A 26,205-nucleotide genomic window follows, 5' to 3' on the forward strand; every position below is an offset into this window, starting at 1 on the left:
GTGCTGGATCGGGTGGGGCCGGTGGGCAGTTCGGTGGAGCGGGGGCTTCCGGACGTCCGGGGGCCGGGCCTGGGCCTGCCGGGCAGTCTGGCTTCGGCGGGCCGGGGCAGTCTGGCTTCGGCGGGCCGGGGCAGACTGGTCGCGGCGGGCAATTCGGTCAAAGCGCTCCGGATGCCTCCGGTCATGGCGGGCCTAATCCTTCTGGACAAATCGGTCACGGTGGGGCCTCTCCGCAAGGCGGGGTGAGGGCTTCCGGGCCGGTGGACCGTGGTGGGCCGGTGGACCGTGGTGGGCCGGGGCGGCACGAAGGCGCGCCCGGTCGTCATGAAGGGCATCCCGGACGGCACGAGCCGGGCGTGGCCGGTCGTTTCGGTGCGCCCGCGGCGTCGGCCGGATATGCGCCCGGCCGGCCCCGGCCCGATCAGGATCCCGGCCACCAGGGCCGGCGGCCGAACCCTGAGCAGCAGATACCCAGGCAAGGCAGCGAGGGACGGCCGGCGTCCGGACCGATGTCTCCGGCCGGGCCGACCTACGGCGCCGCGCGTCCGGCGCCCGCCGATGCCTTCCCCGCGTACGCCGAGGACCGCCGCACCCATCGGGACGGCCGCGCATCGGACGCCCCGTTCGACCTTCGCCCGGCGCCGCAGGACCGGAACTCCCCGGCGCCGGCCCGCCCGGCGCCGCAGCCGACCCGTGTCACACCGCCGCAGCCGGTCGCGCCCGCCGCCGTCTACCCGGCGGTTCCGGGTGGCATGCCCGCCCAGAACCGCGGTCCGGCCGGCGGCATCGCGCCCGTCTCGGGACCGGCCACACCCTACGGTCAAGGGACAGCGCAGCCCGGCGGCATCGCGCCCGTCTCGGGACCGGCCACACCCTACGGTCAAGGGTCACCGCAGCCCGGCGGCATCGCGCCCGTCTCGGGACCGGCCACACCCTACGGTCAAGGGACATCGCAGCCCGGCGGCATCGCGCCCGTCTCGGGACCGGCCACACCCTACGGTCAGGGGACACCGCAACCCGGGGGCATCGCGCCCGTCTCGGGACCGGCCACACCCTACGGTCAAGGGTCGTCGCAGCCCGGCGGGTTCCCCTCCGGACACCCGGGCCCCGAAGCCACACAGCCGATGCGCCCTGCCGGCACGACGGCTCCGCGCACCGCGCCCGGCGTCGCACCCGTGTCGAGCCCGGCGGGCCACCCGCACACCGGGACCAACCCGGTCTCCGCCCCTGCCGGCTACGACCCCCGCACGGGCGTCGCGCCCGTCTCCGCACCCGCGGGCCACACGGTGCCGACGGCCTTCGACCCACGCATCGGCGCACCCGTCGCCGGCCCTGCCGTCCACAACCCACACGCCGGCGTCACGCCCGTGTCGGCGCCCGCGGGCCACGATCCACGCACCGGCACCGCACCCGTCTCCGCCCCGGCGGGCCACGACCCGCGTGCCGGGGGTGCGCCCGTCTCTGCGGGCCACGACCCGCGAACCGGCACTGGTCCTGGCAGCTACGACCCACGTTCGGGAGTCGCACCCGTTTCTGCGCCCGCGGGCTTCGAGCCGCGTGCGGGCGTTGCACCCGTCTCGGCGCCGGTTGGACACGACACGCGCACCGGCATTGATCCCGTCTCCGCGCCTGCGGGCCACGACCCACGCACCGGAACCGCACCCGCCTCCACAACCCTCGGCCACGACCAGCGCACCAGCCCTGCCGGACACGACCCACGTTCTGGCATCGCGCCCGTCTCTGCGCCCGCTGGTCACGACCCGCGTATCGCGTCCGGGAGCCACGGTTCGGCCGTTTCTGGGTCTGCGGGCTATGACACTCGAGCTGGTGATGCGCCCGTTTCGGGGCACGTGGGTGTGGAGCCACAGGGCGCCGGCGGTGGGCCGGGTGTTTCTGGTGGGCGGTTCGGGCATGGCCAGCAGTCGCCGGAGACTACGCAGTCCCTGGCCGCGCCGGGATCAGCCGGTTCGGGAACCGGCTGGGGCTCGCCGGTCAGGCCCGCTTCGGAAACGGCCGGGACTGCCTCAGGAACGGCCGGAGCTGCTTCGGGAGCTGCCGGGACTGCTTCGGGAACTGCCGGGACTGCTTCGGGAACTGCCGGGACTGCTTCGGGAACGGCCGGGACTGCTTCGGGAACTGCCGGGACTGCTTCGGGAACGGCCGGGACTGCTTCGGCGGCCGGCTATATGCCCGGCGGCGAGGCTGGGGTGTCGTTCCCGCGTGGTCAGGAACCGCACGGTGGAAGCGGCTTCGGCGAGCGCCGGCACGAACGCGACCACGACGAGCAGGACCCCACCCGGCCGCTCGATCCCCGGCGCCTGGGGCAGGGTGCGCCTGCTGCCGGCCGTCATGACCGTGTCTCGGATCCTGATGACCCGACGCGGCCGTTCGGGCTTCGGCGCAGGGCCGGGAGCGAAGGGATGGGGGCGGTCGAGGACCTCACCCGGGCGGTTGATCCGCGCGGACCGGCACAGGCCGGTCCGGGCTCTCCGGCCGTGCCCGGGCAGCGTCCGGGCTCGGGGCACGTTGCCGGTACCGGGCAACACACCGACGGGACCGCACCGTGGCAGACCGACGCGACCGCACCGGCTCGATCTGCTGGTGAACGGAGCGCCACCGGCGGCTGGGGCACCGGATATCAGGGGGGCCAGGGCGTTGCCGAGCAGGCCGGTCCGGCGTATCCGGTCGAGCCAGGTCTGACACAGCCGACCGGATCCGGCCCGGCGCAGCCGATCGAGTCCAGGTTGGCGCAGCCGATCGAGCACGGCCCGGCTGAGCCGATCCAGCAAGGCCCGGCTCAGCCGAGTGCCTCTGGGCTGGTGCAGCCGGAGGGCTCTGGGACCGCGGGGACCGGCGGTTCGCTGGTGGGCGGTGGCTCCGGGGCGGGCGAGACCGCATCGGACGAGCCGGAGACTCATGGCCTGGGGTGGCTGCTGTCGATGAGCGGGCTCGGGGCCACCACTCCGGTGCCCGAAGCCGAACCGGCAGCGCCCGTGGAGAGTGTTGAGCCGGAGACGCGGCCATTGGGCTGGTTCGCGCCGGTCGACACCGAAAGCGACGACGAATCCGCGGCTGAAACCGCGGCTGAAACCGCAGCTGCGACGGAGGAACCCGCTCCTGCGGAAAGGGCTACGGAACAGGGTGTTCCGGTTACCACCGCCGCGGAACAAGATGATCCGGTTATCACCGCGACAGAACAGGACGTTGCGGCCACCGCCACCGAAAAGGACGTTGCGGTCACCGCCACGGAACAGGACGTTGCGGTTATCACCGCTACAGAACACTACGTTCCGGTCGTTGTCGTTTCAGAACATGATGCTCTAGTCGTGACGGCTCCGGTTCAGGCTGTTCCGACGCCGCCCGGATTCACGCCTGCGCCGAGCCACTCTGAACCGGTCGAAGCGCTTTCGATCGAGGAGGCTCCCGCTACCGCGGAGTCTGTGTCCTTTGATGAGGCTTCATCTGCGAGGGTCGTGGTCGCTGAGGAGAGCGTCCACGCGGAGCCCGCTGACGAGCAGATGTCCAGTGCGGAGACGGTGACGGCCGATCAGGACGCCGCCGACGGGACCGGGACCGCCACGATCGGCTCCGGGGAGGACGGACCGGCAGCTACCGCCCTTGTCTCGGATGTGCCGGCAGATGCCGAGGTGACCGTCGAGGGCGAGCCGGCTCAGGACGAGGACGCCTCCGCTGTCGTCGAGGTCGAGGAAGAGGCGGCGGCGACCGAACCGGCCGCGACCGTGCTCGCCACCACTGCGTTCGAGGACGACACGGCCGCGGCGGAGAACGAGCCGGCCGAGGCTGAGGACGTCTCGGACGAGGTCATCGCGATCGCCGGTGAATCGGGCTCGATCGACGGGACGACGGCGGTTGCCGTCTCCGACGAACCTGCCGAGGATGGCGAACCTGCCGAGGATGGCGAACCTGCCGAGGATGGCGAACCTGCCGAGGATGACGTGACCGTCATCTCCGCAGCGGAGTGGGCGGGTGCGACGGATGGGGCGGCCGTTCGCGCGGACGAGACCGTTGCCATCAGCCTGAGTGAACCGGGACTCCCGTCCCGCGCGGTGGAGTCGGGCAGTGCCGGCGACTCGACTGTGGATGTGGCTCGTCAGGGCGACGAGGCTGACGATGTGACCGCGGTGTTGCGCCGGTTCCGGGTGGCGGAGCCGGAGCGTGTGGAGGAGGGTGCGGGAGTTCGCCCGGACGCCGATGACTCGGTGGAGACCGGCACTGACGGGCAGGACAGCAGGTCCGAGGAAGAACTGGATCTCACTCGGACGATGCAGATCGTCCGCATCAAGGCCACGACGCCCGACGGCGGCGGTGAAGTCGCTGATCAGGGCGCTGACGGCACCGCGTCCGTGGACGAGGCCACCGAGGTCTCGGTCCACACCTCGGATGAGGGGTCTCTCTCGCTGGACGACGCGGCGGAGATCGACGACTCCGTGGAGCCGGACACTGCGGTCATCGTTCCGGAGCCCGAAACCGCAGCGCTGAGCTTGGAGCCCGAAACCGCGGCGCTGAGCCTGGAGCCCGAAACCGCGGCGCTGACCCTGGAGCCCGAAACCGCAGCGCTGAACGTGGAGCCCGAGACCATCGCGCTCGGCGTGGAACCCGAGACTGTGGTCATCACGGGTGAGCCGGACGTGGAGCCGGAGACGATCGTCCTGGGCACAGAGCCCGAGACCGTTCTGCTCGACACCGAACCGGCGACCGTCGCGATCGACGCCGAACCCGAGACCGTTGTGATCCACCCGGAACCGGAGAACCCGGAACCGGAGACGGTTGCGCTGAGCGCGCCGACGGAGACGGCCGTGGATACGGTTGACGACGCGACGGCCGTGGAGACAGCCGAGCCGGAGGCGGCGGACGAGGACGCGGCGGGCGACGACGCAGGGGATGCGGCGGGGAGTGCTCCGGCCGTACCGCCGCAGGGTGTGACGTCGGCGACGGAAAGCGAGAGCGCTCCGGAGACGTCGGTGGCGACCGCGTCGCGGATGGCTCCGCCGGAGGCCGCACGGGTCGAACCGGTTCGGCAGCGGCGGGATCAGCGGGCTCCGGCGGACCGGCGGCGGGCCGATCCCGAGCAGATCCTCGCGGCGTACCCGTGGGCCTATGACCCGCAGACGTTGCGCGAGCAGGTGGACGAGCCGGACCGGCTGTGGGATGTGGCCGACCGGCTGACCGACCGGCTGGAGTTCGCCGAGCGGGACAACGTGCGGGCGCGGCTGCTGAGCCTGCGGGCCGTGGTCCACCGGATCGTCGGGGAGTTGGATGACGCGCTCGCCGACGGGCGGGACGGGCTGCGGCACGCCGAGGCGGCCGGGGAGCTGCGGGGTACGGCCATCGCGCAGGCCCGGCTGGCGCACGTGCTGCAGTGGCGGGGCGAGTTCGAGGAGGCGGACCGGCTGTACGCGGGAGCCGACTCGCCGGAGCTGCCGCCGCGGACCCGGGCGGAGATCTGTGAGCTGGCCGGGCGGTCGGCGTACGAGCAGGGCCGTTACCTGGAGGCGGTGAACCTCTTCGAGCGTGCGCTGGACGTGCGCCGTGGCGAGGATCCGGAGCTGGTGGAACGGATCGAGCTGGCGCTGGACGCGATCTCCCGCCGATCCGGGGTGGCCGGGTGGGGCCCCTACCCGCGGACCCGCGACGAGGTGCTGGGCCGGCCGGAGGCGCCGGTTCCGCTGCTCGACGACGGGGCGGGCCTGTGGGGGTACGCCGCGGCGGTCGAGCCGCGGTTCGTGGAGGCACAGCCGTTCGCCGAGGGTGTGGCGTGGGTGCGGCGGCCGGAGTCGGCGTCGTGGGAGCTGATCGATCCGCGTGGTGAGCAGGTCATCGCGGCGGCGCACGGCTACACGGGGGTGACCCGGTTCGCGGAGGGGCTGGCCTGGGTGTCGCGTGACCAGGGTGGCTGGTTCGCGATCGACACGCAGAACCGGCTCGTCGTGCCGGCCGGCGGGTTCGAGGACGCGCGGCCGTTCCGGCGCGGGCTGGCCGTGGTGCGGCAGGGCGGCGTCTGGGGCGCCGTGGACCGGAACGGACGGTTCGCGGTCACCCCGCGGTACCAGCGGTTCGTGACGGCTCTGCACATCGGCGGGGCGGTCGACGGGTTCACCGACGACGGGCTGGCGGTGGTCGACGCCGGGGACCGGTTCGGGGTCGTCGACCGGGCCGGGCGGACCGTGGTCGAGCCGGTGCACGCCTCGGTGGTGATCCATCCGGTGGCGTTCCTGGTGCGGAACGCGGCAGGGCTGTGGGGGGCGCTGGACCGTACCGGCGCTCCGATGATCGACATGGGCCACCGTGACGTCGCCTCGCTGGTGGATGCGCTGCCGGAGGAGACCCGGCCGGTTCTCTAGGCTGAGGTGATGGAGTTTCGTCATCTCGGCCGTTCCGGCCTGCTGGTCAGTGAGATCGCCTACGGCAACTGGATCACCCACGGTTCGCAGGTGGAGGAGGAGGCCGCGCTCGCGTGTGTGCGCGCGGCCCTGGACTCCGGCATCACGACCTTCGACACCGCCGACGTGTACGCGGGGACCCGTGCCGAGGAGGTGCTGGGCCGGGCGCTGAACGGCGAGCGGCGCGCCGGCCTGGAGATCTTCACGAAGGTGTTCTGGCGGACCGGGCCGGGCGCCAACGACAGCGGCCTGTCCCGCAAGCACATCCTGGAGTCGATCGACGGCTCGCTGCGCCGCCTGGGCACCGACTACGTCGACCTGTATCAGGCGCACCGCTTCGACCATCACACGCCGCTCGAGGAGACCGTGGAGGCGTTCGCCGACGTGGTACGGCAGGGCAAGGCGCTCTACATCGGCGTGTCCGAGTGGACGGCCGAGCAGATCCGGGCCGCGAAGCCGATCGCCGACGAGCTGCGGGTACGCCTGGTGTCGAACCAGCCGCAGTACTCGATCCTGTGGCGGGTGATCGAGGCGGAGGTGGTGCCGGCATCGCAGGAGCTGGGGCTGGGCCAGATCGTCTGGTCACCGCTGGCGCAGGGGGTGCTGACCGGCAAGTACCGGGCCGGGGAGCAGCCGCCGGCCGGGTCGCGGGCCACCGACGAGAAGTCCGGCGCCGGTTTCATCGCCCGCTGGATGGAGGACGACGTGCTCGACGCGGTGGCCCGGCTGCAGCCGCTGGCCGACGAGGCCGGGCTGACCCTGGCTCAGCTGGCGCTGGCGTGGGTGCTGCAGAACCCGAACGTCTCCGCGGCGATCATCGGCGCGTCCCGGCCCGAGCAGGTCCGCGACAACGTGAAGGCCTCCGGGGTGAAGCTGGACGCCGGCCTGCTGAAGTCGATCGACGAGATCGTGGATCCGGTGGTGACCCGCGACCCGTCGCTCACCTCCAGCCCGGCCAAGCGTCCGTGACGCGCCGGCGCCCGGTTCGGAAGGAGGCTCCCGCCCCCTTCCGAGCCGGGTGCTAGGACCAGAACCGCATCAGGCGCAGGCCGGTCCCGTACAGCGCCGAATCGATGCCGAGCAGGCCGGCCAGCCCGTCGACGAGCTGGAAGAACCAGGTGCCCGCCGGGCTCTGCCAGAGCAGCAGGAACAGCACCAGGAAGCCCCACGGGGCCATCAGGTTCCACGCGCGCTGGTAGGCGGGGCTGAACCACGGGGAGATGATGCTGCCCCCGTCCAGCCCGGGGACCGGCAGGAAGTTGAGCACGCTCGCGGTCACCTGCAGGAACGCGAGCAGGGCCAGGGCCGCCCAGAAGGCGAGGTGGCTGTCGTCGGTGAGAGCGGACTGGCCGCGGAACGTCACCACCTCGGGCGCCAGGCCGATCAGGAACGGCAGCGCCACCACCAGCGCGAGCAGCACGTTGGTGAGCGGGCCGGCCGCGCTGATCAGCGAGTCCTTCACCTTGCTGCGGATGTAACGATGGTCGATCCAGACGGCGCCGCCGGGCAGACCGATGCCGCCGAGGATCACCACGATCACCGGCAGCACGATGGAGAGCAGCGGGTGCGTGTACTTCAGCGGGTTGAGACGCAGGTAGCCCCGGTCGGCGACGGTCAGGTCGCCGGAGAAGTAGCCGGTGATGGCATGTGCGTACTCATGCAGGCAGAGCGAGATGATCCAGCCCGAGATGACGAACAGGAACACGTCGAACCCGACGTTGCCGAACTTGGTCCACGTCATCACGCCGCTGACCACGAAGACGGCGACGATGCCGACGAAGACCGGGCTCGGCACGAAGGCGTTGCGCGGTGTACGGGTATAAACCGGTTCGTACGTCACGGCAGCCCGCTCACTCGGCCGGGAGCAGGCTCATCTGGTAGTCGACCCGGTCGTCCTCGACGAGGATGACCGTGCTGACCCCGGCGGACTGCAACTGCCGCCACTCCTGCCCGATCCAGGACTCGGCGTCGGCCTGGCTGCTGAACGTCTCCTCCGGGCCGTCGACCGTCTTGCCGTCGACGTCCTCATACCGCCAACTCCACGGCATACAGCCGCCCCCTCACGTCAGTACCTCGTCGGTGGGCTTCCACCCTACGGCGTCAGCGTGTGCGACCCGGCTCTAAGGTACGGGGCATGTCCGAAGATCGGTGGAACACGGTTCTGGTGCTCGGTGGTATCCGGTCCGGCAAGTCCGGGTTCGCCGAGTCACTCATCTCCGGCGCCCCCTCGGTGCGATATGTGGCGACCGCCGTCGGCGGCGAGGACGATCCCGAGTGGCAGGCGCGGATCGAGGCGCATCAGCGGCGCCGCCCGCAGTCCTGGACGACCGAGGAGACCGGCGCCGACCCGGCTGCGCTGACCGAGTTGCTGCGCCAGGCCGGGCCGGGCGAGACGGTGCTCGTCGACGACCTCGGCGGCTGGGTGGCGTCGGTGCTCAACCCGGCGCGGCAGCCCAACGACGACGAGGCCGACGTGGCGGCGCTGGCCGCGGCCGTCCGCGAGACCGCGGCGCGGGTGGTGCTGGTGAGCCCCGAGGTGGGGCTGTCGCTGGTGCCGGTGACCCCGGTCGGGCGGGCGTTCGCCGACGCGCTCGGCACGACCAACCAGGCGCTGGCCGAGGCCGTCGACGCGGTCGCCCTGGTGGTGGCCGGGCAGACGACCTGGCTGAAGGGGCAGGCCGCCCCGGTCGAGGCGCCACGGACCGTCTCCCGGCCGATCGCTGTGCCCACCCCGTCGACGCCGGCGCCCCCGCCGCCGCCGGCCACAGTGGTCACGCCGGTCGCCGAGCCCGAGCCCGGCCACCGGCCGGAGCCGGCCGGCGCGCTGAGCGAGGCGACGATGATGCTGCCGCTGGTGGCGTCCGGGCTCACCGAGATCAAACCCGGCATGGACCTGCCGCTGCCCAGCGCCGACGCCGGTCCGGACGCGCGGGAGCGCCTCGCCGGGCTGGACCTGCCGGGTGGCGGGCTGGGCGCGCTCGGCGAGGCCGTCGAGTTCGCGGCGGCCACCCAGGGCTCGGTCACCCCGCGGGCGTGGACCGCGGCCCGGGTCGTGGTGATCGGCGGACGGCGTACCGGTGGGGCGGTGGCCGGCGCCGACACCGCCGACGTGGAGCGCCGGATCGCCGAGGCCGAGCTGGGCGTCGGGCTGATCGGCCGGCTCGCCGGGCAGGCCGGCGCCGACATCTCGGTGCTGCGCACCCCGTCCACCGGCGCGATGGAGGACGGCCCGGTCACCTCGGAGCAGGAGGTCGAGGCCGCGCTGCGGGACGGCTGGCGGCTCGCCGACGCCGCCGCCGACGCGGGCCGCGACGTGATCGTGCTGGCCGGCATCTCGGCCGGCGTCGAGGCCGCCGCGACCGCCGTGCTGGCCGCCACCACCGGGGCCGAGCCGGTCGCCACCCTGCCCCGGGTGCAGGTGCCGGGCGCGCGGTTCGACGACGGCGCCTGGATGGCCCGGTGCGCGGCCGTCCGGGACGCGATGCACCGCATCCGGCAGGAGCCACGCGGGGCCGTCGACATCCTGCGACAGGTCGGCGGGCTGGACGTGGCCGTCGCCACCGGCCTGCTGCTGGGCGCCGCGGCCCGCCGGACCCCGGTGCTGGTCGACGGTCCGCTCGGGATCGCCGCCGGGCTGGTGGCCCGCGACCTGGCCAGCCAGACCCGGCACTGGTGCCTGCTGCCGGAGGCGGGCACGCTCGCCCTGGTCAAGCAGGGCGCCGACGTGCTCGGGCTGACCCCGGTGCTGCAGGTCGGGCTGGATCTGGGCGAGGGCGCGAACGCGCTGGCCGTGCTGCCGGTGCTGCGGACCGCGGTCGGGCTGGCGGCGGCGCAGCCGGTGCACCCGGCGCTGCTCGGCGAGGTCGGCGACGACGGCCTCGACGACGGCTCCCCCGATGACGACGATGACGAGGACGAGGACGACTTCGACGAGGACGACGACCGGCCGGATCTGCCCTTCAACACCGCCGCGTTCAACACGCTGAGCCCGCGCACGGAGTGGGGTGCTTGACGGGGTACGGCTGGCGGTCACCACACTGACCGTGCTGCCGCTGCGGGCGGGCCGGGTGGACCGGTCCACCGCGGCGGTGGCGATGTCGGTGGCCCCGGTCGTGGGGGCGTTGCTGGGGCTGGCGCTGGCCGGGCTGCACGCCGGTCTGCGGGCCGCCGGGTCGCCGGAGCTGGTGGCGGCCGGGCTGACCGTCGCGGCGGGCGCCCTGCTCACCCGCGGGCTGCATCTGGACGGGCTGGCGGACACGGTGGACGCGCTCGGGTCGTACCGCTCGGGTCCCGCCGCCCTCGACATCATGAAAAAGCCGGACATCGGGCCGTTCGGGGTGGTGGCGCTCTGTGCCACCGTCGTCGTGCAGGCCGCCGCGCTGACCGCCGCCGGTCCGTGGGCGCTCGTGACGGCGTGGGCGGCCGGGCGGCTCGCGGTGAGCGTCGCCTGCCGCCGCGGGGTTCCCCCGGCACGGCCGGAGGGGCTCGGCGCGATGGTGGCGTCCACGGTGCCGCTCGCGGCCGTGGCGGCGGGCGCGGCGTTCGTCGGCGCGATCGGGGTCGCCGCGGTGCCGGGCCGTCCGTGGCAGGGGCCGGCCGCCGTCGCCGCCGCACTGTTCGCGGTGGTGCTGCTTCTGCGTCATGCGGTACGGCGGTTCGGCGGCATCACCGGCGACGTCCTGGGAGCCGCCGTGGAGCTGGCGGTGACCCTCACCCTGGTCCTGCTCACCCTGGCCCCCGGCCGGTCCTGAGCGCTGTCCCGGAGACATCTCCCGGAGCGGCCGCGAAGATCAGGAACAGTCGGACGTCAGGGCTCTCCCGGAAAGCCGGACGCACCGGGCCGGCCGGCCTGTCCGGCGGGTCGGGGGTCAGCGGACGGAAGGGGTCACGAAGGGGGGCTTCACCAGGCGGGCCTCGGTGCGGCGGCCCCGGATGTCGATCGTGACCAGGTCGCCGTCGGCGAGGGCGGGAGCGGTGTCGATGAGGGCCAGGGCGATCCCCACCTTGCGTGTCGGCGAGAAGGTGCCGCTGGTGGTCTCGCCCACGGGAGTCTCCCCCGCGTACACCGTCATGTGCCCCCGGGGGATGCCGCGGCCGGTGAGCTCGAGGCCTCGCAGAACCCGCCGCGGGCCCTCGCTCTTCTCGGCCTGGAGGGCCGCCCGCCCCCAGAAGGCGGGCTTGTCCCAGCCGACGGCCCAGCCGGAGCGGGCCTGGACCGGGCTGATGTCGAGGCTCAGCTCCTGGCCGTGCAGCGGGTAGCCCATCTCGGTGCGCAGCGTGTCGCGGGCGCCGAGCCCGCACGGCCGCACCCCGGCGTCGACCACCGCGTCCCACACGGCGGCCGCGTCGTCCCACCCGACGACCAGCTCGTAGCCGTGCTCGCCGGTGTACCCGGTACGGCAGACGGTCAGCTCGGCGCCCTGGAACGACGCGGTGACGAACGACATGTAGCCGTGCTCGACGGGCAGGCCGAGCTTGCCGAGGATCTCCGCGGAGCGCGGGCCCTGGACGGCGAGGACGGCGTGGTCGCGGTGCTCGCCGGTGACGGTCAGCCCGGCCGGGGCGGCCTCGGCGAGCCGGCGGACCACCTCGGCCGTGTTCGCCGCGTTGGGGATCAGGAAGACGTGGTCGTCGCCGTGCAGGTAGGCGATCAGGTCGTCGACGACGCCGCCGGACTCGTCGCAGCACAGCGTGTACTGCGCCCTGCCGGGGGCGATGCGGCCCAGGTCGTTGGTGAGGCACGCGTTGACGAAGGCGGCCGCCCCGGCGCCCCGGACCCGCGCCTTGCCCAGGTGCGACACGTCGAAGACACCGGCCGCCTCACGAACCGCCGCGTGCTCCTTCAGGACGCCGCCCCCGGAGTACTCCAAAGGCATGTCCCAGCCGCCGAACGCGGCGAACTTCGCCCCCAGGGCGACGTGGCGATCATGCAGTGCGGAGCGGAGCGGCGCGGAAGACATGAGACTCAACTTACCGGTGACCTTGAGCAGGTTTAGAGTCGCGGGGACAACACCGTTTTCCCAATAGCCGGGAGCGCGCCTACCGGTGCTGTTCCTGCCCAGACGTCCGGAGAGACCGAGTGACCCAGCCCAGCCTCAGCCTGGTCGACACCGACCCGGCCGAATCGGCGGTCGATGCCATCGTCATCGGCCTGCACAGCCAGCCAGACGAGGAGGGCACCCTGTTGCCGGCCGCGGGCGCGGAGAGCATCGCCGCGGCCTTCGACGGCAAGCTCACCGCCACGCTGTCTCTGCTCGGCGCGACCGGGGCCGCCGGCGAGGTGACCAAGCTGGCCACCCTCGGCACGATCGCCGCGCCGCTGCTGGTCGCGGTCGGCCTCGGCCCCGAGCCGGGCGGCCCCGCCCCCGACCTGGAGACCCTGCGCCGGGGCGCCGGCGCCGCGGTCCGCGCCCTGGCCGGCAGCGCCACCGTGGTGCTGGCCCTCCCGGTGCCCGACGACGCGGACGCCCCGCCGGTGCTGCGCGCCGTGCTCGAGGGCGCCCTGCTCGGCGGCTACCGCTTCGCCGGTTACAAGACCAAGCCGCAGAAGAGCCGCCGTGACCCGGTCGCCGAGCTGCGCCTGCACGTGCCGGACGCGGCCGACGAGGCGGCGGCGGCCGAGCTGCGCCGCGCCGCGGTGGTGGCGAAGTCGGTGCGGCTGAGCCGTGACTGGGTCAACACCCCGCCCAACGCGCTGCGCCCGGCCGACCTGGCCGACCAGGTGGCGGCGGCCGCGACCGAGGCCGGCCTGGAGGTCGAGGTGCTCGACTTCGAGCAGCTCAAGGCCGGTGGGTACGGCGGCATCGTGGCGGTCGGGCAGGGCTCGGAGGCCCCGCCGCGGCTGGTCAAGCTCAGCTACACGCCGTCCGGGGTGGAGAACCCGAAGCGGGTCGCGCTGGTCGGCAAGGGCATCACCTTCGACACCGGTGGCGTCAGCATCAAGCCGGCCGCCGGCATGTGGGAGATGAAGTCGGACATGGCGGGCGCCGCCGCGGTGGCCGCCACGATGATCGCGGTGGCCGCGCTGGAGCCGGGCGTGGCCGTCTCCGGTTACCTGGCGATCGCCGAGAACATGCCGTCCGGTTCGGCGTACCGGCCGGGCGACGTCATCACCATGTACGGCGGCAAGCGGGTCGAGGTGTTCAACACCGACGCCGAGGGCCGGATGGTGCTGGCCGACGCGATCGTGCGGGCCTGTGAGGACGGCGCCGACTACCTGTTCGAGACGTCGACGCTGACCGGTGGGCAGGTGATCGCGCTGGGCAAGCGGATCGCCGGCCTGATGGGGTCGGACGAGGCGTCCGCGCTGGTCGAAGCAGCCGGCAAGGCGGTCGGCGAGCCGGCCTGGCGGATGCCGCTGCCGGACGACGTGCGCAAGGGCATGGAGTCGGAGATCGCCGACATCTGCCAGACCAACGCGAACCTGGACCGGGCCGGGCACATGCTGCAGGGTGGCGTGTTCCTGCGCGAGTTCGTGGCCGAGGGCGTGGAGTGGGCGCACATCGACATCGCGGGCCCCGGATACCACACCGGTGAGGCGAACGGTTACTGGACGAAGGGCGGCACGGGCGTGCCGGTCCGCACCTTCCTCAAGGTCATCGACGACCTGTCCTGACGTGGTGGGCGTCGCCCGGCTCAGACCGGGCGGCGCCGCTGCCGTTCGTTGTAGTCGCGCATCCGCTGTGGATAGCCGAGCAGCTTCACGTCGTAGATCGGCATGCTCAGCTGGTGCGCGAATTTCCAGGCGACATCCGGCGAGCCGATGCGGCGACGGGTCCATTCACCGTCGTGTGCCACAAGCAACAGGGTGGTCTCGGTCACCGTCGTCTGTGGCTCGATGAATGCCTCGACTCCCTGCTTGGTGCGGAAGAATTGCGTAAGATGCTCCAGATCGGCCTGGTTGACCTGCCGGCCACCGGGTCCGCTGGCCCGGGGACGCCGCCGAAACCAAGCCACTGCTCCTCCTCGCGTTCGATCCCGCAAGGGTACGACGGACCGACGTGTCGTGGGGCACCTGACTGCATTGACCGGGTCGCCAAGTGACAAGATGTCGGTGACGGGACTGTGACCGTTTCCATTGTGTGACCCACACCGGAGACGATGCGACCACTGGAGTCAACGTGAGCCAGCCCAACGGCGGAACCTTCGACATCGTCATTCTCGGCGCCGGCAGTGGTGGCTATGCGGCCGCCCTGCGTGCCGCTCAGTTCGACCTCAAGGTCGCGCTGATCGACAAGGCCGAGCTCGGCGGCACCTGCCTGCACCGCGGGTGCATCCCCACGAAGGCCCTCCTGCACGCCGCGGAGATCGCCGACCAGACGCGCGAGAGCGAGCAGTTCGGCGTCAAGGCCGACCTGGTCGGCATCGACATGGCCGGGGTGAACGCCTACAAGGACGGCGTGGTCGGCCGGCTGTACAAGGGCCTCACCGGCCTGCTCGGCCACAACAAGAACATCACGATCGTCCAGGGCGCGGGCAAGCTCGTCAGCAAGGACACCGTCGAGGTCGACGGCAAGCGGTACACCGGCCGCAACGTCATCCTCGCCACCGGCTCCTACTCGCGCTCGCTGCCCGGCCTGGAGGTCGACGGCAAGCGGGTGCTGACCAGCGAGCACGCGCTCAAGCTGGACCGGGTGCCGCAGTCGGCGATCGTCCTGGGCGGCGGCGTGATCGGCGTCGAGTTCGCCAGCGTGTGGAAGTCGTTCGGCGCCGACGTGACCATCATCGAGGCCCTCCCCCGCCTGGTCGCCGCGGAGGACGAGGAGATCTCGAAGCAGGTCGAGCGCGCCTTCCGCAAGCGGAAGATCAACTTCAAGGTCGGCAAGCCGTTCGAGAAGGTCGAGCACACCGACAACGGCGTCAAGGTCACCATCGCCGGCGGCGAGACCCTGGAGGCCGAGGTGCTGCTGGTCGCGGTCGGCCGTGGCCCGACGACCGCCAACCTGGGGTATGAGGAGCAGGGCATCACCCTCGACCGGGGCTTCGTGATCGTCGACGAGCGCCTGCGCACCGGCGTCGGCAACATCTACGCCGTCGGCGACATCGTCCCCGGCCTGCAGCTCGCCCACCGTGGCTTCCAGCAGGGCATCTTCGTGGCGGAGGAGATCGCCGGCAAGAACCCGGCGGTCATCGACGAGGCGGGCATCCCGCGGGTCACCTACTCCGACCCCGAGGTCGCGTCGGTCGGCATCACCGAGGCCAAGGCCAAGGAGCAGTACGGGGCGGACAAGGTCTCCACGTACAACTACAACCTCGGTGGCAACGGCAAGAGCCAGATCCTCAAGACCGCGGGCTTCATCAAGCTGGTCCGGGTGGAGGACGGCCCGGTCGTCGGTGTGCACATGGTCGGCGCCCGGGTCGGCGAGCTCGTCGGCGAGGCCCAGCTCATCACCAACTGGGAGGCCTTCCCCGAGGAGGTCGCCCAGCTCGTACACGCTCACCCGACGCAGAACGAGGCGCTGGGCGAGGCCTTCCTCGCGCTCGCGGGCAAGCCGCTGCACGCGCACAGCTGATCTGATCGTTCATCGCGTTAAGGAGTTTGGGAAAAGATGCCGACATCGGTAACCATGCCGCGGCTTGGCGAGAGCGTCACCGAGGGAACCGTGACGCGCTGGCTCAAGCAGGAGGGCGAGCGCGTCGAGGCGGACGAGCCGCTGCTCGAGGTCTCCACCGACAAGGTCGACACGGAGATCCCGTCGCCCGCCGCGGGCATCCTCTCGCGGATCGTGGTCGGCGAGGACGAGACCGCGGAGGTCGGCAGCGAGCTGGCCGTCATCGCGGGCGACGGTGAGGACGCCGGTTCCGCCGCGCCCGCCCCGGCCCAGGAGCAGCAGGCCGAGGCCGAGCCGGAGCCCGCCGCCCCGGTCACCCCGTCGACCGAGAAGCCGGTCGAGGAGGAGGCTCCGGCCCCGCAGACCGCGTCCGCCCCGTCGGGTGGCGGCGAGGGCACCGAGGTGAAGCTGCCGGCGCTCGGCGAGAGCGTCACCGAGGGCACCATCACCCGCTGGCTCAAGGCGGTCGGCGACACCGTCGAGGCGGACGAGCCGCTGGTCGAGGTCTCCACCGACAAGGTCGACACGGAGCTGCCGTCCCCGGTCGCCGGCACGCTGCTGGAGATCAAGGTCGGCGAGGACGAGACCGCCGAGGTCGGCGCCGTCCTGGCGATCGTCGGCACCCCGGGCAGCGCCCCGGCTGCCGCGCCCGCGCCCGCTCCCGCGCCCGAGCCGGAGAAGCCGGCCGCGGCCCCCGCGCCGCAGCAGGCCCCGGCGCCCAAGGTCGAGTCGGCGCCCGCGCCGAACCTCTCCGGCGAGTCCTACGCGACGCCCGCGCCCGCCGCGGAGACCAAGCAGCCGGCCGCTCAGCCGCCCGCGGCGCAGCCCGCCCCCGCCGCGCCGACCGCCCAGGCCGCCCAGTCGAACGGGGCCGGCGACGCCGGTTACGTGACGCCGCTGGTGCGCAAGCTGGCCGCCGAGAAGGGCGTGGACCTGTCCAGCCTGACCGGCACCGGCGTGGGTGGCCGCATCCGTAAGCAGGACGTCATCGACGCGGCGGAGAAGGCCGCGGCCGCCACGAAGGCGCCGGCAGCTCAGGCCGAGAGTGCTGCCGCGCCCGCTCCGAAGGCGGCCCCGAAGGCGGAGCCGAGCCCGCTGCGCGGCCGTACCGAGAAGCTGCCCCGGATCCGCCAGACGATCGCCCGTCGCATGGTGGAGTCGCTGCAGATCTCCGCGCAGCTCACCACGGTGGTCGAGGTCGACGTGACCAAGATCGCCAACCTGCGCAACAAGGCGAAGGCGGACTTCCAGGCCAAGCACGGCGTCAAACTGACCTTCCTGCCGTTCTTCGCCCTGGCCACGGTCGAGGCGCTGCAGCAGCACCCGGTCGTCAACTCGTCGCTGGACATGGAGGCGGGCACCGTCACCTACCACGGCGCCGAGCACCTGGGCATCGCGGTGGACGCGCCGAAGGGCCTGGTCGTCCCGGTCATCAAGGACGCCGGTGACCTCAACCTGGCCGGTCTGTCCAAGCGGATCGCGGACCTCGCGGACCGGACCCGCAACAACAAGATCGGGCCGGACGAGATCGGTGGCGGCACCTTCACGCTGACCAACACCGGCAGCCGGGGCGCGCTCTTCGACACGCCGATCATCAACCAGCCGCAGGTCGGCATCCTCGGTCTCGGCGCGGTCGTCAAGCGCCCGGTGATCGTGAACGACCCGGACCTGGGCGAGATCATCGTGCCGCGGTCGATGGTCTACCTGGCGCTCTCCTACGACCACCGGATCGTGGACGGCGCTGACGCGGCCCGCTTCCTGGGCACTCTCAAGGAGCGTCTGGAGGCCGGGCACTTCGAGGCCGACCTGGGCCTCTAAAGGTCAGGGGATCGGGGGGTGCGCCGTCACGGCGTACCCCCCGGTTTTGTTTGGGATCGTGGGATCTTCGGGAAAGAATCACATCATGCGCATCGTCATGGCCGGGGCGTCCGGATTTCTGGGCACGCGGCTCGCCGAACGGCTGCGGCACAGCGGCCACGACATCGTCCGGCTGGTCCGGCGACCCTCCGAGCGGCCGGACGAGGCCACCTGGGACCCCGCGCAGGGGCGCCTGGACACCGCGGTGCTGGCCGGCGCCGACGCGGTGATCAACCTGTCCGGGGCGAACGTCGGCGACCGGCGGTGGACCGCGGCGTACAAGCGGGTGCTGCGGTCCAGCCGGATCGACACGACCGACACCCTGGCCCGGGCGATCAGCAAGCTGCCCGACGCCGATCGGCCGCGCACGCTGCTGCAGAGCTCCGGTGTGGGCTGGTATGGCGACACCGGCGACCAGGCGGTGACCGAGGAGGCCCCGGCGGGCAACACCTTCCTGGCCGACCTGTGCCGGGTGTGGGAGGCGGCCGCCCGTCCCGCCGAGGACGCCGGCGCCCGGGTGGTGCTGCTGCGCACGGCTCCGACGATCGACGCGAGCGGCTCGCTGATCAAGCCGTTGTTGCTGCCGTTCAAGCTGGGCGCGGGCGCCCGGATCGGTGGCGGCCGGCAGTGGATGGCCTGGATCGCGCTGACCGACTGGCTGGCCGCGGCCGAGTTCCTGCTGGGCCGGGACGATGTCGCCGGCCCGGTGAACCTGGTGTCGCCCAAGCCGGTGACCAACGCAGAGTTCACCCGTGACATGGCCCGGGTGCTGCGCCGGCCGGCTCTCCTGGCGGTGCCGGGGCCGGTGCTGGACCTGGTGATCGGCGAGTTGGCCGGGGAGGCGCAGCGGTCCCAGCGGGTGCTGCCGGGAGTGTTGAGCAATGCCGGATTCGAGTGGGCGTACCCCGATATGGTGGACGCCCTCGCGGCTGCTCTGCGGCCCCAACCGGCGGTGACCGGCTAAAGCGCCTCAGGGTTTCTTGCTAACCTGCGGCTGATGTCCGTCGCCGCCCCTGCCCCCGCCGCGTCCGCAGATCCGCCCGTCGAGCCCCCGGCGCCCTCGCGCGCCCGGCCCTGGCGAGCCCATCTGACCGTCGCTCTGCTCGCTCTCGGCACCGCCGTCTACGTGACGAACGGGCTGTGGCGCGACCCGTATGTCAACGGCCTCTCCGACAACATCGGTGACCAGGCCTTCTTCGAGTGGTTGCTGGGTTACGGCGTCTACACGCTGGGGCACGGGTCGGATCCGTTCTTCACCGACATGCTGAGCGTGCCGTTCGGGGTGAACCTGGCGGCGAACACGTCGATCTCGGTCTACACGATCCTGTTCGCCCCGTTGACCTATCTGGCCGGACCCCAGGTCAGCTATGTGACGATTCTCACTCTGAATCTCGCCGGGTCCGCTTTCGTGTGGTATCTGTTCCTCCGCCGCTGGCTGGTCCGCAGCCCGATCGCGGCGGGGCTGGGCGGCATGTTCTGCGGCTTCGCGCCGGGCTTCATCTCGCACGCCAACGGCCACCTCAACTGGACCGCCGGCTGGGTCGCCCCGGTCGTGATCTGGCAGGTGCTGCGCCTGCGGCAGCCGGGCCACTGGCTGCGCAACGGCCTGGTCCTCGGTGTGATGCTCGCCGCGTTCTTCACGATCGCCGCCGAGGGGCTCTTCTACACCGCCCTGGCCAGCGGCATCTTCATCATCACGTGGGCGCTGGCCGGCGCGGTCCGGGCCGAGGCGAAAGCCGCCTTCACCACGGTGCTGCGGGCCCTGGGCGTGACCGCGGTGGTGGCCGGGGCGCTGCTGGCCTATCCGCTGTACATGCACTTCGCCGGCCCGCAGACGTTCTCCGGCACCGGGTTCAACCAGCGCTACTTCGCCGAGGACGGTGCGGCCTACCTGTCGTTCCCGAGCCGCTCGCTGGCCGCGATCTTCGGGTTCGGCTCCGACCTCGCCCCCAACCGGACCGAGGAGACGTCCTTCTTCGGCGTGCCGTTCGTGGTGCTGATCCTGGTGTCACTGGTGCTGGTGTGGCGGCGTGCGGAGCCTGGGCGCCGGGCCACCCTGCGGGCGATCACGCTGGTCGGCTTCGTCTTCCTGGTCCTCTCGCTCGGCCCACGGCTCAACTGGATGGACGGCGAGCTGCCCGTCCCGATGCCGTACTCGTTGCTCTCCCACCTGCCGCTCTTCGACGCGGCGCTGCCGTTGCGCCTGGCGCTGGTGGTGGCCGTGGTCTTCGGCGTGGTGCTGGCGCTGATCACCCAGGAGCTGGTGGACCGGCGGCTCTCGCCGTCGCTGCAGACCGCGATGACCGCGGGGATCGTGGTGGCGCTGCTGCCGATCCTGCCGCTGCCGGTGCGCCACCAGCAGCGCGCGCCCGAGCCGGACTTCATCGCCAACGGCACCTGGCAGCGGTATGTGTCGGACAACGGCGTGCTCTCCGCCCTGCCGTTCGCGCTGAACGTGACGGCCGACGGGCAGCGCTGGCAGGCGTACACGATGGCCCGCGGCGGCCCGCAGTTCCGGATCCCCGGCGGCTACTTCCTCGGCCCGATGACCAACGGCGAGGAGGGCAAGAAGCAGATCGGCCGGATCGGCGCCCCGAACCTGCCGACCGACTGGTTGTTCACCCGCGCCGCGCTGTACGGGTACGTGACCGAACTCAGCGACGCCGACCGCGCCCAGGCCCGCGCCGACTTCGCCTACTGGAAACTCGAAGCCGTGTTCCTCCCCGAGCAGATCACCGGTTCCGATCACATGACGCTGTTCCGTAACGCGGTGCTGGTGACGGCCACCGATCTGCTCGGCGAGCCGGAGAGGGTGGACGACGTCCTGGTGTGGCGCATCCGTCCCGGCGTGGACCCGATCGACCGATGAATTCCGGGCTGGATAATCTCCGCGACGTGACGATCGCCGCGCCCGCCCCAGAAACGGACCTGACGACCGCAGCACCCGACGACGAGATCATCCCGGAGGAGATCAGCACCCCGAGAAAACGCGCCTGGCCGGGTCACATCCTGATGGCCGTGATCGCGCTGGCCGGCGCGGTGTATGTGTGCCAGGGCCTGTGGGCCGCGCCGTACCGGAACGTGGTCGCCGAGAACGTCAGCGACCAGGGCCAGTTCGAGTGGATGCTGTCGTACGGCGTCTACATGCTCCAGCACCTGAGCAACCCGTTCTTCACGGACCTGCTGAACGCGCCCCGTGGCGTGAACCTGGCGATGAACACGTCGAGCACGTTCTACGCCGTGGTGTTCGCGCCGCTCACCCACTTCCTGGGGGCGCAGGTCTCGTTCGCGGCGATCATGACGCTGAACCTGGCCGGCTCCGCGTTCGTCTGGTATCTGTTCCTGCGCCGCTGGCTGGTCCGCAGCGGGCTGGCCGCGGCGGTGGGTGGCCTGCTCTTCGGCTTCAGCCCGGGCCTGGTGTCGCACGCCAACGGCCACCTCAACTGGACCTCCGGCTGGATGGTCGGGATCGTCGCGTGGTGGGTGCTGAAACTGCCGGAGCGCGACCGGTGGCTGCGTAACGGCATCGTCCTGGGCCTGCTCTGCACCATGGGCTTCTCGGTCGCCGCCGAGGCGCTGTTCTTCGCCGCCCAGGCCAGCGGGCTCTTCCTGTTCGTCTGGCTGCTGTCGCGTCCCGGTCTGCGGCAGGCGCGAGCCGCGATCAAGCCGGTGCTGCTCTCGCTGTCGGTGACCGCGGTGGTGGCCGGCACGCTGCTGGCCTGGCCGCTCTACATGCACTTCGCCGGTCCGCTGAAGTTCTCCGGCACCGGCTTCGGGATGCGGCAGTTCTCCGAGGACCTGGTGGCGTACGCGGCGTTCCCGCTGCAGTCGGTGGCCGGGAAGTTCGGGTGGGGCGCCGACCTCGCGCCGAACGCGACCGAGGCGACCTCGTTCCTGGGCGTGCCACTGATCCTGCTGTTCTTCGTGGCGCTGGCGCTGCTGTGGCGCCGGTCGCCCCGGGAGCGCCGGGTCACCCTGCGCGCGCTGAGCGTCGTGGCGGTCCTCTTCTTCCTGCTCTCCCTCGGCCCGCGGCTGAAGTTCCTCGGCGAGGAACACGCCGACATCCCCCTGCTGTACGCGCTGCTCACCGAGGTCCCGCTGTTCGACTCGGCGCTGCCGGTCCGCTACACGCTCGTCGTCGTGGTGGTGTTCGCGCTGGTCATCGCGATGCTCACGGACGAGGTGGTGCGCCGGGACGGCCTGATCCGCAGCCACGCCGGGCGGATCGTGACCGGTGTGGCGATCGTGGCCGCGCTCGTCCCGATCGCCCCGCTGCCGGTGCGGACCATGGAACGCTCGGCCGAGCCGGTCTTCATCTCCAGCGGCCACTGGCAGGACTACGTCTCCGACAACGGGGTGATCACCTCACTGCCGCTCTCCAGTGAGGTCTCGGTCGACATGATGCGCTGGCAGGCGTACACGATGGCGCGCGGCGGCGACAAGCTGTTCCGCATGCCGGCCGGCTACTGGCTCGGCCCGCGGGACTACACCGAGGTCGGCCGCAACGACACCGGCCGTCTCGGCCCGCCGGAGCGCCCGACCGCCAAGCTGCTGTACCGCGCCGCCCGCTGGGGCAACATGCCGAAACTGACCAACCTGGACCGGGCGCAGGCGCGCGTCGACTTCGCCTACTGGAAGGTCGAGGCGATCTTCCTGCCCGACCACGTCACCGGCCCCAAGGGCGACCTCAACCGGGACGCGCTGCTGCAGGTCACCACCCAGCTCTTCGGTGAGCCGGAGCAGGTGGACGACGTGCTGGTGTGGCGCATCCGTCCCGGTGTGGATCCGGTCGACCAGTGGGGAGAGGTCTAGGCTTGCCGTCGTGACGTCTTCCGTACTGACCGTCCTCCGTCCCGGCCTGGTCGACTACCTGGAGGCCTGGGAGGAGCAGAAACGCCTGCACGCGGGCGTGGTCGCCGGCACCCAGCCGGACACGGTGCTGCTGCTGGAGCATCCGAGCGTCTTCACCGCCGGCAAGCGGACCGAGCCGGCCGACCGCCCGTTCGACGGCACCCCCGTCGTCGACGTCGACCGCGGCGGCCGGATCACCTGGCACGGGCCGGGCCAGCTCGTCGGCTACCCGATCGTCAAGCTGCCGGTCCCGGTCGACGTGGTCGCCTACGTCCGCCGGACCGAGCAGCTTCTGATCGACGTGTGCGCCGAGTTCGGTGTGGTCGCCGAGCGGGTCGAGGGCCGCAGCGGCGCCTGGGTCCGGGCCACCGACGGCGGGCTGGACCGCAAGATCGCGCAGATCGGGATCCGGGTGTCGCGCGGCGTCACCCTGCACGGCTTCGCGCTGAACTGTGACTGCGACCTGTCCAACTTCAACCGCTTCATCCCGTGCGGCATCCGCGACGCCGGCGTCACCTCCCTCAGCGCCGAGGTCGGCCGCCCGGTCCCGGTCGCCGAGGTCCTGCCGGTCGTCGAGCGCCACCTCACCACGCTGTTCTGATGGCGCTCTACCGCAACCCGCGCGACAAACGGGTCTTCGTGCCCCGGCCGAACGGCAGCGTGGTGCTCAACTTCGCCCACCCCATCGCCTGGGCCATCCTCATGTGCATGACGGTGATCCCCTTCGTGATCGTCACGGTGGTCACCGTCGCCGTCTTCCTCTAGGCGATCATTCGGTACGGTCGGCGCCGGCTCCCGGGCCTACGCCGCGACGCGGTCCCGGCGCCGGACCGCAGCGCGCCCGCCGGGCTCATGCGGTGCTCGCCGAGCTGCGGCCGGCCGTGGATCAGCCAGATGCAGCCGGCCGCACAACCGTCTGAGCCGCGGCCCCGTCTCCGCCGCATACGCCCGGCGGGCGCGGTGGAGGCCGTGAGCGGGCAACGCCTCGCGGGGTGGCTCACGGCGCCTTCGGTAGCCGTACCATCACAAGAGCCTCCACACCCGGACCTGACCGCCGGCCTGTTGGCACGCGAGGTGTTCGCCGGTGCGGCGGCAGCCGCTCGGAGTGGCAGCCGGGAGGCGGCCGCGGATCCGGCCGTTTGCCCACTCGACCACGCTGAGGCTGTCGCCGTCGACGCGGATCAGCAGGTCACCGGCGGGCAGGCCGTGGCCGAGATCACGCCGGACCTCGCCGGTGTCCGGGTCGATCAGCAGCGCGCGGCCGTCAGCGGTCCGGACGACGCCGCCCTCACCGCCGATCCAGTTGACGTCGTCCCAGGCCAGGTAGCCGGTGCCGGGGTCGAGCGCGGACAGGCCGGGCCCGCCGGAGACGCAGACGCGGGCGCCGCAGGGCACTGCCGTCCGGGGCAGGAGCAGCGGGATCGTCCACATCGTCCGCACCTCGGCCGGCCGGATCATGGTGACCGAGTTGTCGCCGAGCAGGAACACCCGGTCGCCGAGCACCTTGACGACCGGCGCGCCACCGGCGGCGACGGACCGCGAGGTGGCGTCCACGAGTTCACCGCCGGTGGTGAACACGGTCGCTCCGATGTCGGTCACGACCAGCAGGTGGTCGGCGGTCGCCGCCACGGCGTGCGGCTGGTCCGGGAAGTTCTGCTTCCACAGGTTCCGGCCGGTCGCCGGGTCGTAGAGCGCCAGCGTGTCCGCCGCCCCGTCCCAGAGGGCGACGCGGCTGCCGGCCGGGCGGGCCACCGTGTAGGCGCGCGGGTCGACCCGGTCCTCGCCGGTCCGGACGTCGAGGATCCGGGCGTCGTCGTTGCCGGACACGACGAGCACCGGGCCGGCCTCGGTGAGCGCCGGGATCCCGGCGAACCAGTCGAGCTTCCGCTGCCAGAGCGCCGCTCCCGACGCGAGCGACCAGGCGGCGACGTCCAGCCGGCCGCTCGTGTCGGCGTGGGTGCTGTACATCGTCGTGCCGGTGAGCAGCCACGATCCGGACGGCCCGGCTGTCGCGGCCACCTGGGGCAGGTCACGCACCCGGGCGAACGGCGCCGACGGCCCGAGCAGGAACACCGACGCGAGCACCACGGCCAGCGCCGCCGGCAGCACACGTGCCGACGGCGGCGCGGGACGGGAGGGTGCGACGGTCCGGTCGAGATCGATCATCACACCCGGCATTCAACCCCGGACGGTCGTCAGGGCGCGATCCGGTTCAGGTCCCTGGGGAACGCTGTCGTCTCGCGCACGTTCGCGATCCCGGTCAGCCGGGCCACGAACCGCTCCAGGCCGATCGCCCAGCCACCGTGCGGCGGCATGCCGTAGCGGAAGGCGTCGAGATATCCGGCGTACGGCCCGAGCGGCTCGCCCTGTTTCTCCAGGGCGGCGACATAGTCCACGTAACGGTGCAGGCGCTGCCCGCCGGTCACGATCTCCAGGCCGCGGAAGAGCAGGTCGAAGCCGTTCGACCAGGTCGGGTCGGCCGGGTCCGGGTGGGTGTAGAACGGCCGCTTGCGCATCGGGTAGCCGGTGACGTAGAGGAACTCCGAACCGTGCTCCCGCAGCGCCCACTCCCCCAGCGCCCGCTCGTGCGCCGGGGCCAGGTCGGGCTCGTCGGCGGGCGCGCCGGCGATCCGCAGCGCCTCGCTGAAGTGCACGGCCGGGATCTCGCCGTCGATCCGGGTCTCGCCGCCGATCTCGCCCAGCATCCCGGCGAGGGTCCTGGTCAGCGCGGCCATCACGTCCCGGTGGTCGGTGACGAACCCCATCTCGGCGTCGAGAGACGTGTACTGCGCCAGGTGCCGCGCGGTGTCGCTCGGCTCGGCCCGGAACACCGGACCCACCTCGTAGACCCGCTCGAACACGCCGACCATCAGCTGCTTGTAGAACTGCGGCGACTGCGCCAGATAACCGGGCCGGCCGAAATAGTCGAGCTTGAACACGTTCGCCCCGGACTCGGTCGCCGACTCGACGATCTTCGGGGTGTGGATCTCGACGAACCGCTGCGCCTCCAGCGCCTCCCGGAAACCCTTCGTCGCGGCGGCGGCGATCCGCAGGCTCGCCGCCCGGCTCGGATGCCGCAGGGCGAGAGCAGCGTGGTCCAGCTGTGCGGCAAGCCCGGCGTTCAGCGCGGGCCGATGCATTTCAAACGGCAGGGGTACGGCCACCCGGCTCAGTTCGCGGATGGCCGGACCCGTCAGCTCCACCCCGTTCGGCGCCTGCTCGTTGGCGGTGACCACGGCGGTCACCTCGACGACGCTCTCCTCGGTGAGCTGCTCCAGCTGTTCGCGGACCGCCGGCTCGGTGACGACCACCTGGCTGAACCCGGCGGCGTCCCGGACGATCAGGAAGGCGACGGACTTGAGCAGCCGGCGGCGGTGAATCCACCCGGCGATGGTGACCTCACGGCCGATCTCCTGCGTGGCCAGTTCGGTGGAGAGGATGCGTTGCATGGCGGTGACCTCCTCTGGTGACTGCAACGCGGCCCCAGGGAGGTGCGGGCGAGCGGGATCCTCGCGGTACCACCGCACCTTCGCGCCTGCGGAACA

At 72.2% G+C, this 26,205-nt stretch carries 18 protein-coding genes; 12 read left to right on the forward strand and 6 right to left on the reverse strand.

The features are described 5' to 3' along the window. The first annotated feature begins 3,473 nt into the window (after nucleotides 1-3,473). Entirely contained in the window at nucleotides 3,474-6,362 is a 2,889-nt protein-coding gene (locus BM290_RS06095) for a WG repeat-containing protein (protein ID WP_093610833.1), read from the forward strand. A 9-nt stretch (nucleotides 6,363-6,371) separates the two neighbouring features. Then, on the forward strand, nucleotides 6,372-7,370 hold the full coding sequence (locus BM290_RS06100) for an aldo/keto reductase family protein (protein WP_093610835.1): 999 nt from the start codon (nucleotides 6,372-6,374) through the stop codon (nucleotides 7,368-7,370). A gap of 52 nt (nucleotides 7,371-7,422) precedes the next feature. On the opposite strand, the gene BM290_RS06105 is transcribed toward BM290_RS06100, so the two are convergent. Together BM290_RS06105 and BM290_RS06110 are read right to left on the reverse strand one after the other, a co-directional pair. After that, entirely contained in the window at nucleotides 7,423-8,241 is an 819-nt protein-coding gene (locus BM290_RS06105) for a site-2 protease family protein (RefSeq protein WP_093610837.1), read from the reverse strand. Nucleotides 8,242-8,251: 10 nt separating this feature from the next. Further along, on the reverse strand, nucleotides 8,252-8,449 hold the full coding sequence (locus BM290_RS06110) for a hypothetical protein (RefSeq protein WP_093610839.1): 198 nt from the start codon (nucleotides 8,447-8,449) through the stop codon (nucleotides 8,252-8,254). An 86-nt stretch (nucleotides 8,450-8,535) separates the two neighbouring features. Here BM290_RS06110 and BM290_RS06115 point away from each other — a divergent pair, with 86 nt between their 5' ends. Together BM290_RS06115 and BM290_RS06120 are read left to right on the forward strand one after the other, a co-directional pair. Further along, nucleotides 8,536-10,413, forward strand: a complete 1,878-nt coding sequence (locus BM290_RS06115; RefSeq protein WP_093610841.1) for a bifunctional adenosylcobinamide kinase/adenosylcobinamide-phosphate guanylyltransferase — start codon at nucleotides 8,536-8,538, stop codon at nucleotides 10,411-10,413. After that, nucleotides 10,406-11,152 (forward strand): adenosylcobinamide-GDP ribazoletransferase, encoded by a 747-nt coding sequence (locus BM290_RS06120; protein WP_093610843.1) that lies wholly within the window; start codon nucleotides 10,406-10,408, stop codon nucleotides 11,150-11,152. The genes BM290_RS06115 and BM290_RS06120 overlap by 8 nt, the downstream gene beginning before the upstream one ends. Before the next feature lie 117 nt (nucleotides 11,153-11,269). Here BM290_RS06120 and gcvT read toward each other — a convergent pair whose 3' ends face one another. Beyond that, a complete protein-coding gene (gene gcvT, locus BM290_RS06125) occupies nucleotides 11,270-12,361 on the reverse strand; it encodes a glycine cleavage system aminomethyltransferase GcvT (protein ID WP_093610845.1) in 1,092 nt (363 codons plus the stop codon). Between the two features lie 119 nt (nucleotides 12,362-12,480). On the opposite strand from gcvT, the gene BM290_RS06130 reads away from it, so the two are divergent. Next, complete coding sequence (locus BM290_RS06130; RefSeq protein ID WP_093610847.1) at nucleotides 12,481-14,016, forward strand: leucyl aminopeptidase; 1,536 nt, start codon at nucleotides 12,481-12,483, stop codon at nucleotides 14,014-14,016. 20 nt (nucleotides 14,017-14,036) lie between these two features. Here the strand turns inward: BM290_RS06130 and BM290_RS06135 are convergent, their stop codons facing one another. Continuing rightward, nucleotides 14,037-14,357: a hypothetical protein gene (locus tag BM290_RS06135; protein ID WP_093610849.1), complete on the reverse strand. Its 321-nt coding sequence runs from the start codon at nucleotides 14,355-14,357 to the stop codon at nucleotides 14,037-14,039. 164 nt (nucleotides 14,358-14,521) lie between these two features. Here BM290_RS06135 and lpdA point away from each other — a divergent pair, with 164 nt between their 5' ends. The 7 genes from lpdA to BM290_RS06170 all read left to right on the forward strand — a co-directional run bounded on the left by lpdA (nucleotide 14,522) and on the right by BM290_RS06170 (nucleotide 23,425). Continuing rightward, the gene (gene lpdA, locus BM290_RS06140; protein ID WP_093610851.1) at nucleotides 14,522-15,913 is read left to right on the forward strand and encodes a dihydrolipoyl dehydrogenase; all 1,392 of its coding nucleotides are present in this window, start codon (nucleotides 14,522-14,524) and stop codon (nucleotides 15,911-15,913) included. 36 nt (nucleotides 15,914-15,949) lie between these two features. Beyond that, a complete protein-coding gene (gene sucB / locus BM290_RS06145; protein ID WP_093610853.1) occupies nucleotides 15,950-17,770 on the forward strand; it encodes a 2-oxoglutarate dehydrogenase, E2 component, dihydrolipoamide succinyltransferase in 1,821 nt (606 codons plus the stop codon). 85 nt (nucleotides 17,771-17,855) lie between these two features. Continuing rightward, entirely contained in the window at nucleotides 17,856-18,773 is a 918-nt protein-coding gene (locus tag BM290_RS06150) for a TIGR01777 family oxidoreductase (RefSeq protein ID WP_093610855.1), read from the forward strand. A gap of 33 nt (nucleotides 18,774-18,806) precedes the next feature. Further along, nucleotides 18,807-20,678, forward strand: coding sequence for a DUF6311 domain-containing protein (locus BM290_RS06155; RefSeq protein ID WP_093610857.1), 1,872 nt, complete (start codon nucleotides 18,807-18,809; stop codon nucleotides 20,676-20,678). A 26-nt stretch (nucleotides 20,679-20,704) separates the two neighbouring features. Then, nucleotides 20,705-22,621 carry a DUF6311 domain-containing protein gene (locus BM290_RS06160; RefSeq protein WP_239143405.1) on the forward strand — a complete coding sequence of 639 codons (1,917 nt, stop codon included), beginning with the start codon at nucleotides 20,705-20,707 and terminating at the stop codon, nucleotides 22,619-22,621. 10 nt (nucleotides 22,622-22,631) lie between these two features. Beyond that, a complete protein-coding gene (lipB, locus tag BM290_RS06165; protein WP_093610859.1) occupies nucleotides 22,632-23,261 on the forward strand; it encodes a lipoyl(octanoyl) transferase LipB in 630 nt (209 codons plus the stop codon). After that, nucleotides 23,261-23,425 (forward strand): peptide ABC transporter substrate-binding protein, encoded by a 165-nt coding sequence (locus tag BM290_RS06170; protein ID WP_093610861.1) that lies wholly within the window; start codon nucleotides 23,261-23,263, stop codon nucleotides 23,423-23,425. The genes lipB and BM290_RS06170 overlap by 1 nt, the downstream gene beginning before the upstream one ends. Nucleotides 23,426-23,683: 258 nt before the next feature. On the opposite strand, the gene BM290_RS06175 is transcribed toward BM290_RS06170, so the two are convergent. Both BM290_RS06175 and aspS read right to left on the reverse strand, forming a co-directional pair. Further along, nucleotides 23,684-24,826, reverse strand: coding sequence for an outer membrane protein assembly factor BamB family protein (locus tag BM290_RS06175; RefSeq protein WP_239143407.1), 1,143 nt, complete (start codon nucleotides 24,824-24,826; stop codon nucleotides 23,684-23,686). A 29-nt stretch (nucleotides 24,827-24,855) separates the two neighbouring features. Then, a complete protein-coding gene (aspS, locus tag BM290_RS06180; RefSeq protein ID WP_093610865.1) occupies nucleotides 24,856-26,109 on the reverse strand; it encodes an aspartate--tRNA(Asn) ligase in 1,254 nt (417 codons plus the stop codon). Nucleotides 26,110-26,205 lie beyond the last annotated feature (96 nt).

Origin of the sequence: Actinoplanes philippinensis, from assembly GCF_900113015.1 — a bacterium.
Taxonomy (GTDB): Bacteria; Actinomycetota; Actinomycetes; order Mycobacteriales; family Micromonosporaceae; genus Actinoplanes; species Actinoplanes philippinensis.

What these genes read in the sequence shown, in the direction of transcription:
- BM290_RS06100 (WP_093610835.1), top strand. Translation starts at nt 6,372, where the DNA reads ATGGAGTTTCGTCATCTCGGCCGTTCCGGCCTGCTGGTCAGTGAGATC.
- BM290_RS06110 (WP_093610839.1), bottom strand. Translation starts at nt 8,449, where the DNA reads ATGCCGTGGAGTTGGCGGTATGAGGACGTCGACGGCAAGACGGTCGAC.
- BM290_RS06115 (WP_093610841.1), top strand. Translation starts at nt 8,536, where the DNA reads ATGTCCGAAGATCGGTGGAACACGGTTCTGGTGCTCGGTGGTATCCGG.
- gcvT (WP_093610845.1), bottom strand. Translation starts at nt 12,361, where the DNA reads ATGTCTTCCGCGCCGCTCCGCTCCGCACTGCATGATCGCCACGTCGCC.
- sucB (WP_093610853.1), top strand. Translation starts at nt 15,950, where the DNA reads ATGCCGACATCGGTAACCATGCCGCGGCTTGGCGAGAGCGTCACCGAG.
- BM290_RS06150 (WP_093610855.1), top strand. Translation starts at nt 17,856, where the DNA reads ATGCGCATCGTCATGGCCGGGGCGTCCGGATTTCTGGGCACGCGGCTC.
- BM290_RS06155 (WP_093610857.1), top strand. Translation starts at nt 18,807, where the DNA reads ATGTCCGTCGCCGCCCCTGCCCCCGCCGCGTCCGCAGATCCGCCCGTC.
- BM290_RS06170 (WP_093610861.1), top strand. Translation starts at nt 23,261, where the DNA reads ATGGCGCTCTACCGCAACCCGCGCGACAAACGGGTCTTCGTGCCCCGG.
- BM290_RS06175 (WP_239143407.1), bottom strand. Translation starts at nt 24,826, where the DNA reads ATGATCGATCTCGACCGGACCGTCGCACCCTCCCGTCCCGCGCCGCCG.
- aspS (WP_093610865.1), bottom strand. Translation starts at nt 26,109, where the DNA reads ATGCAACGCATCCTCTCCACCGAACTGGCCACGCAGGAGATCGGCCGT.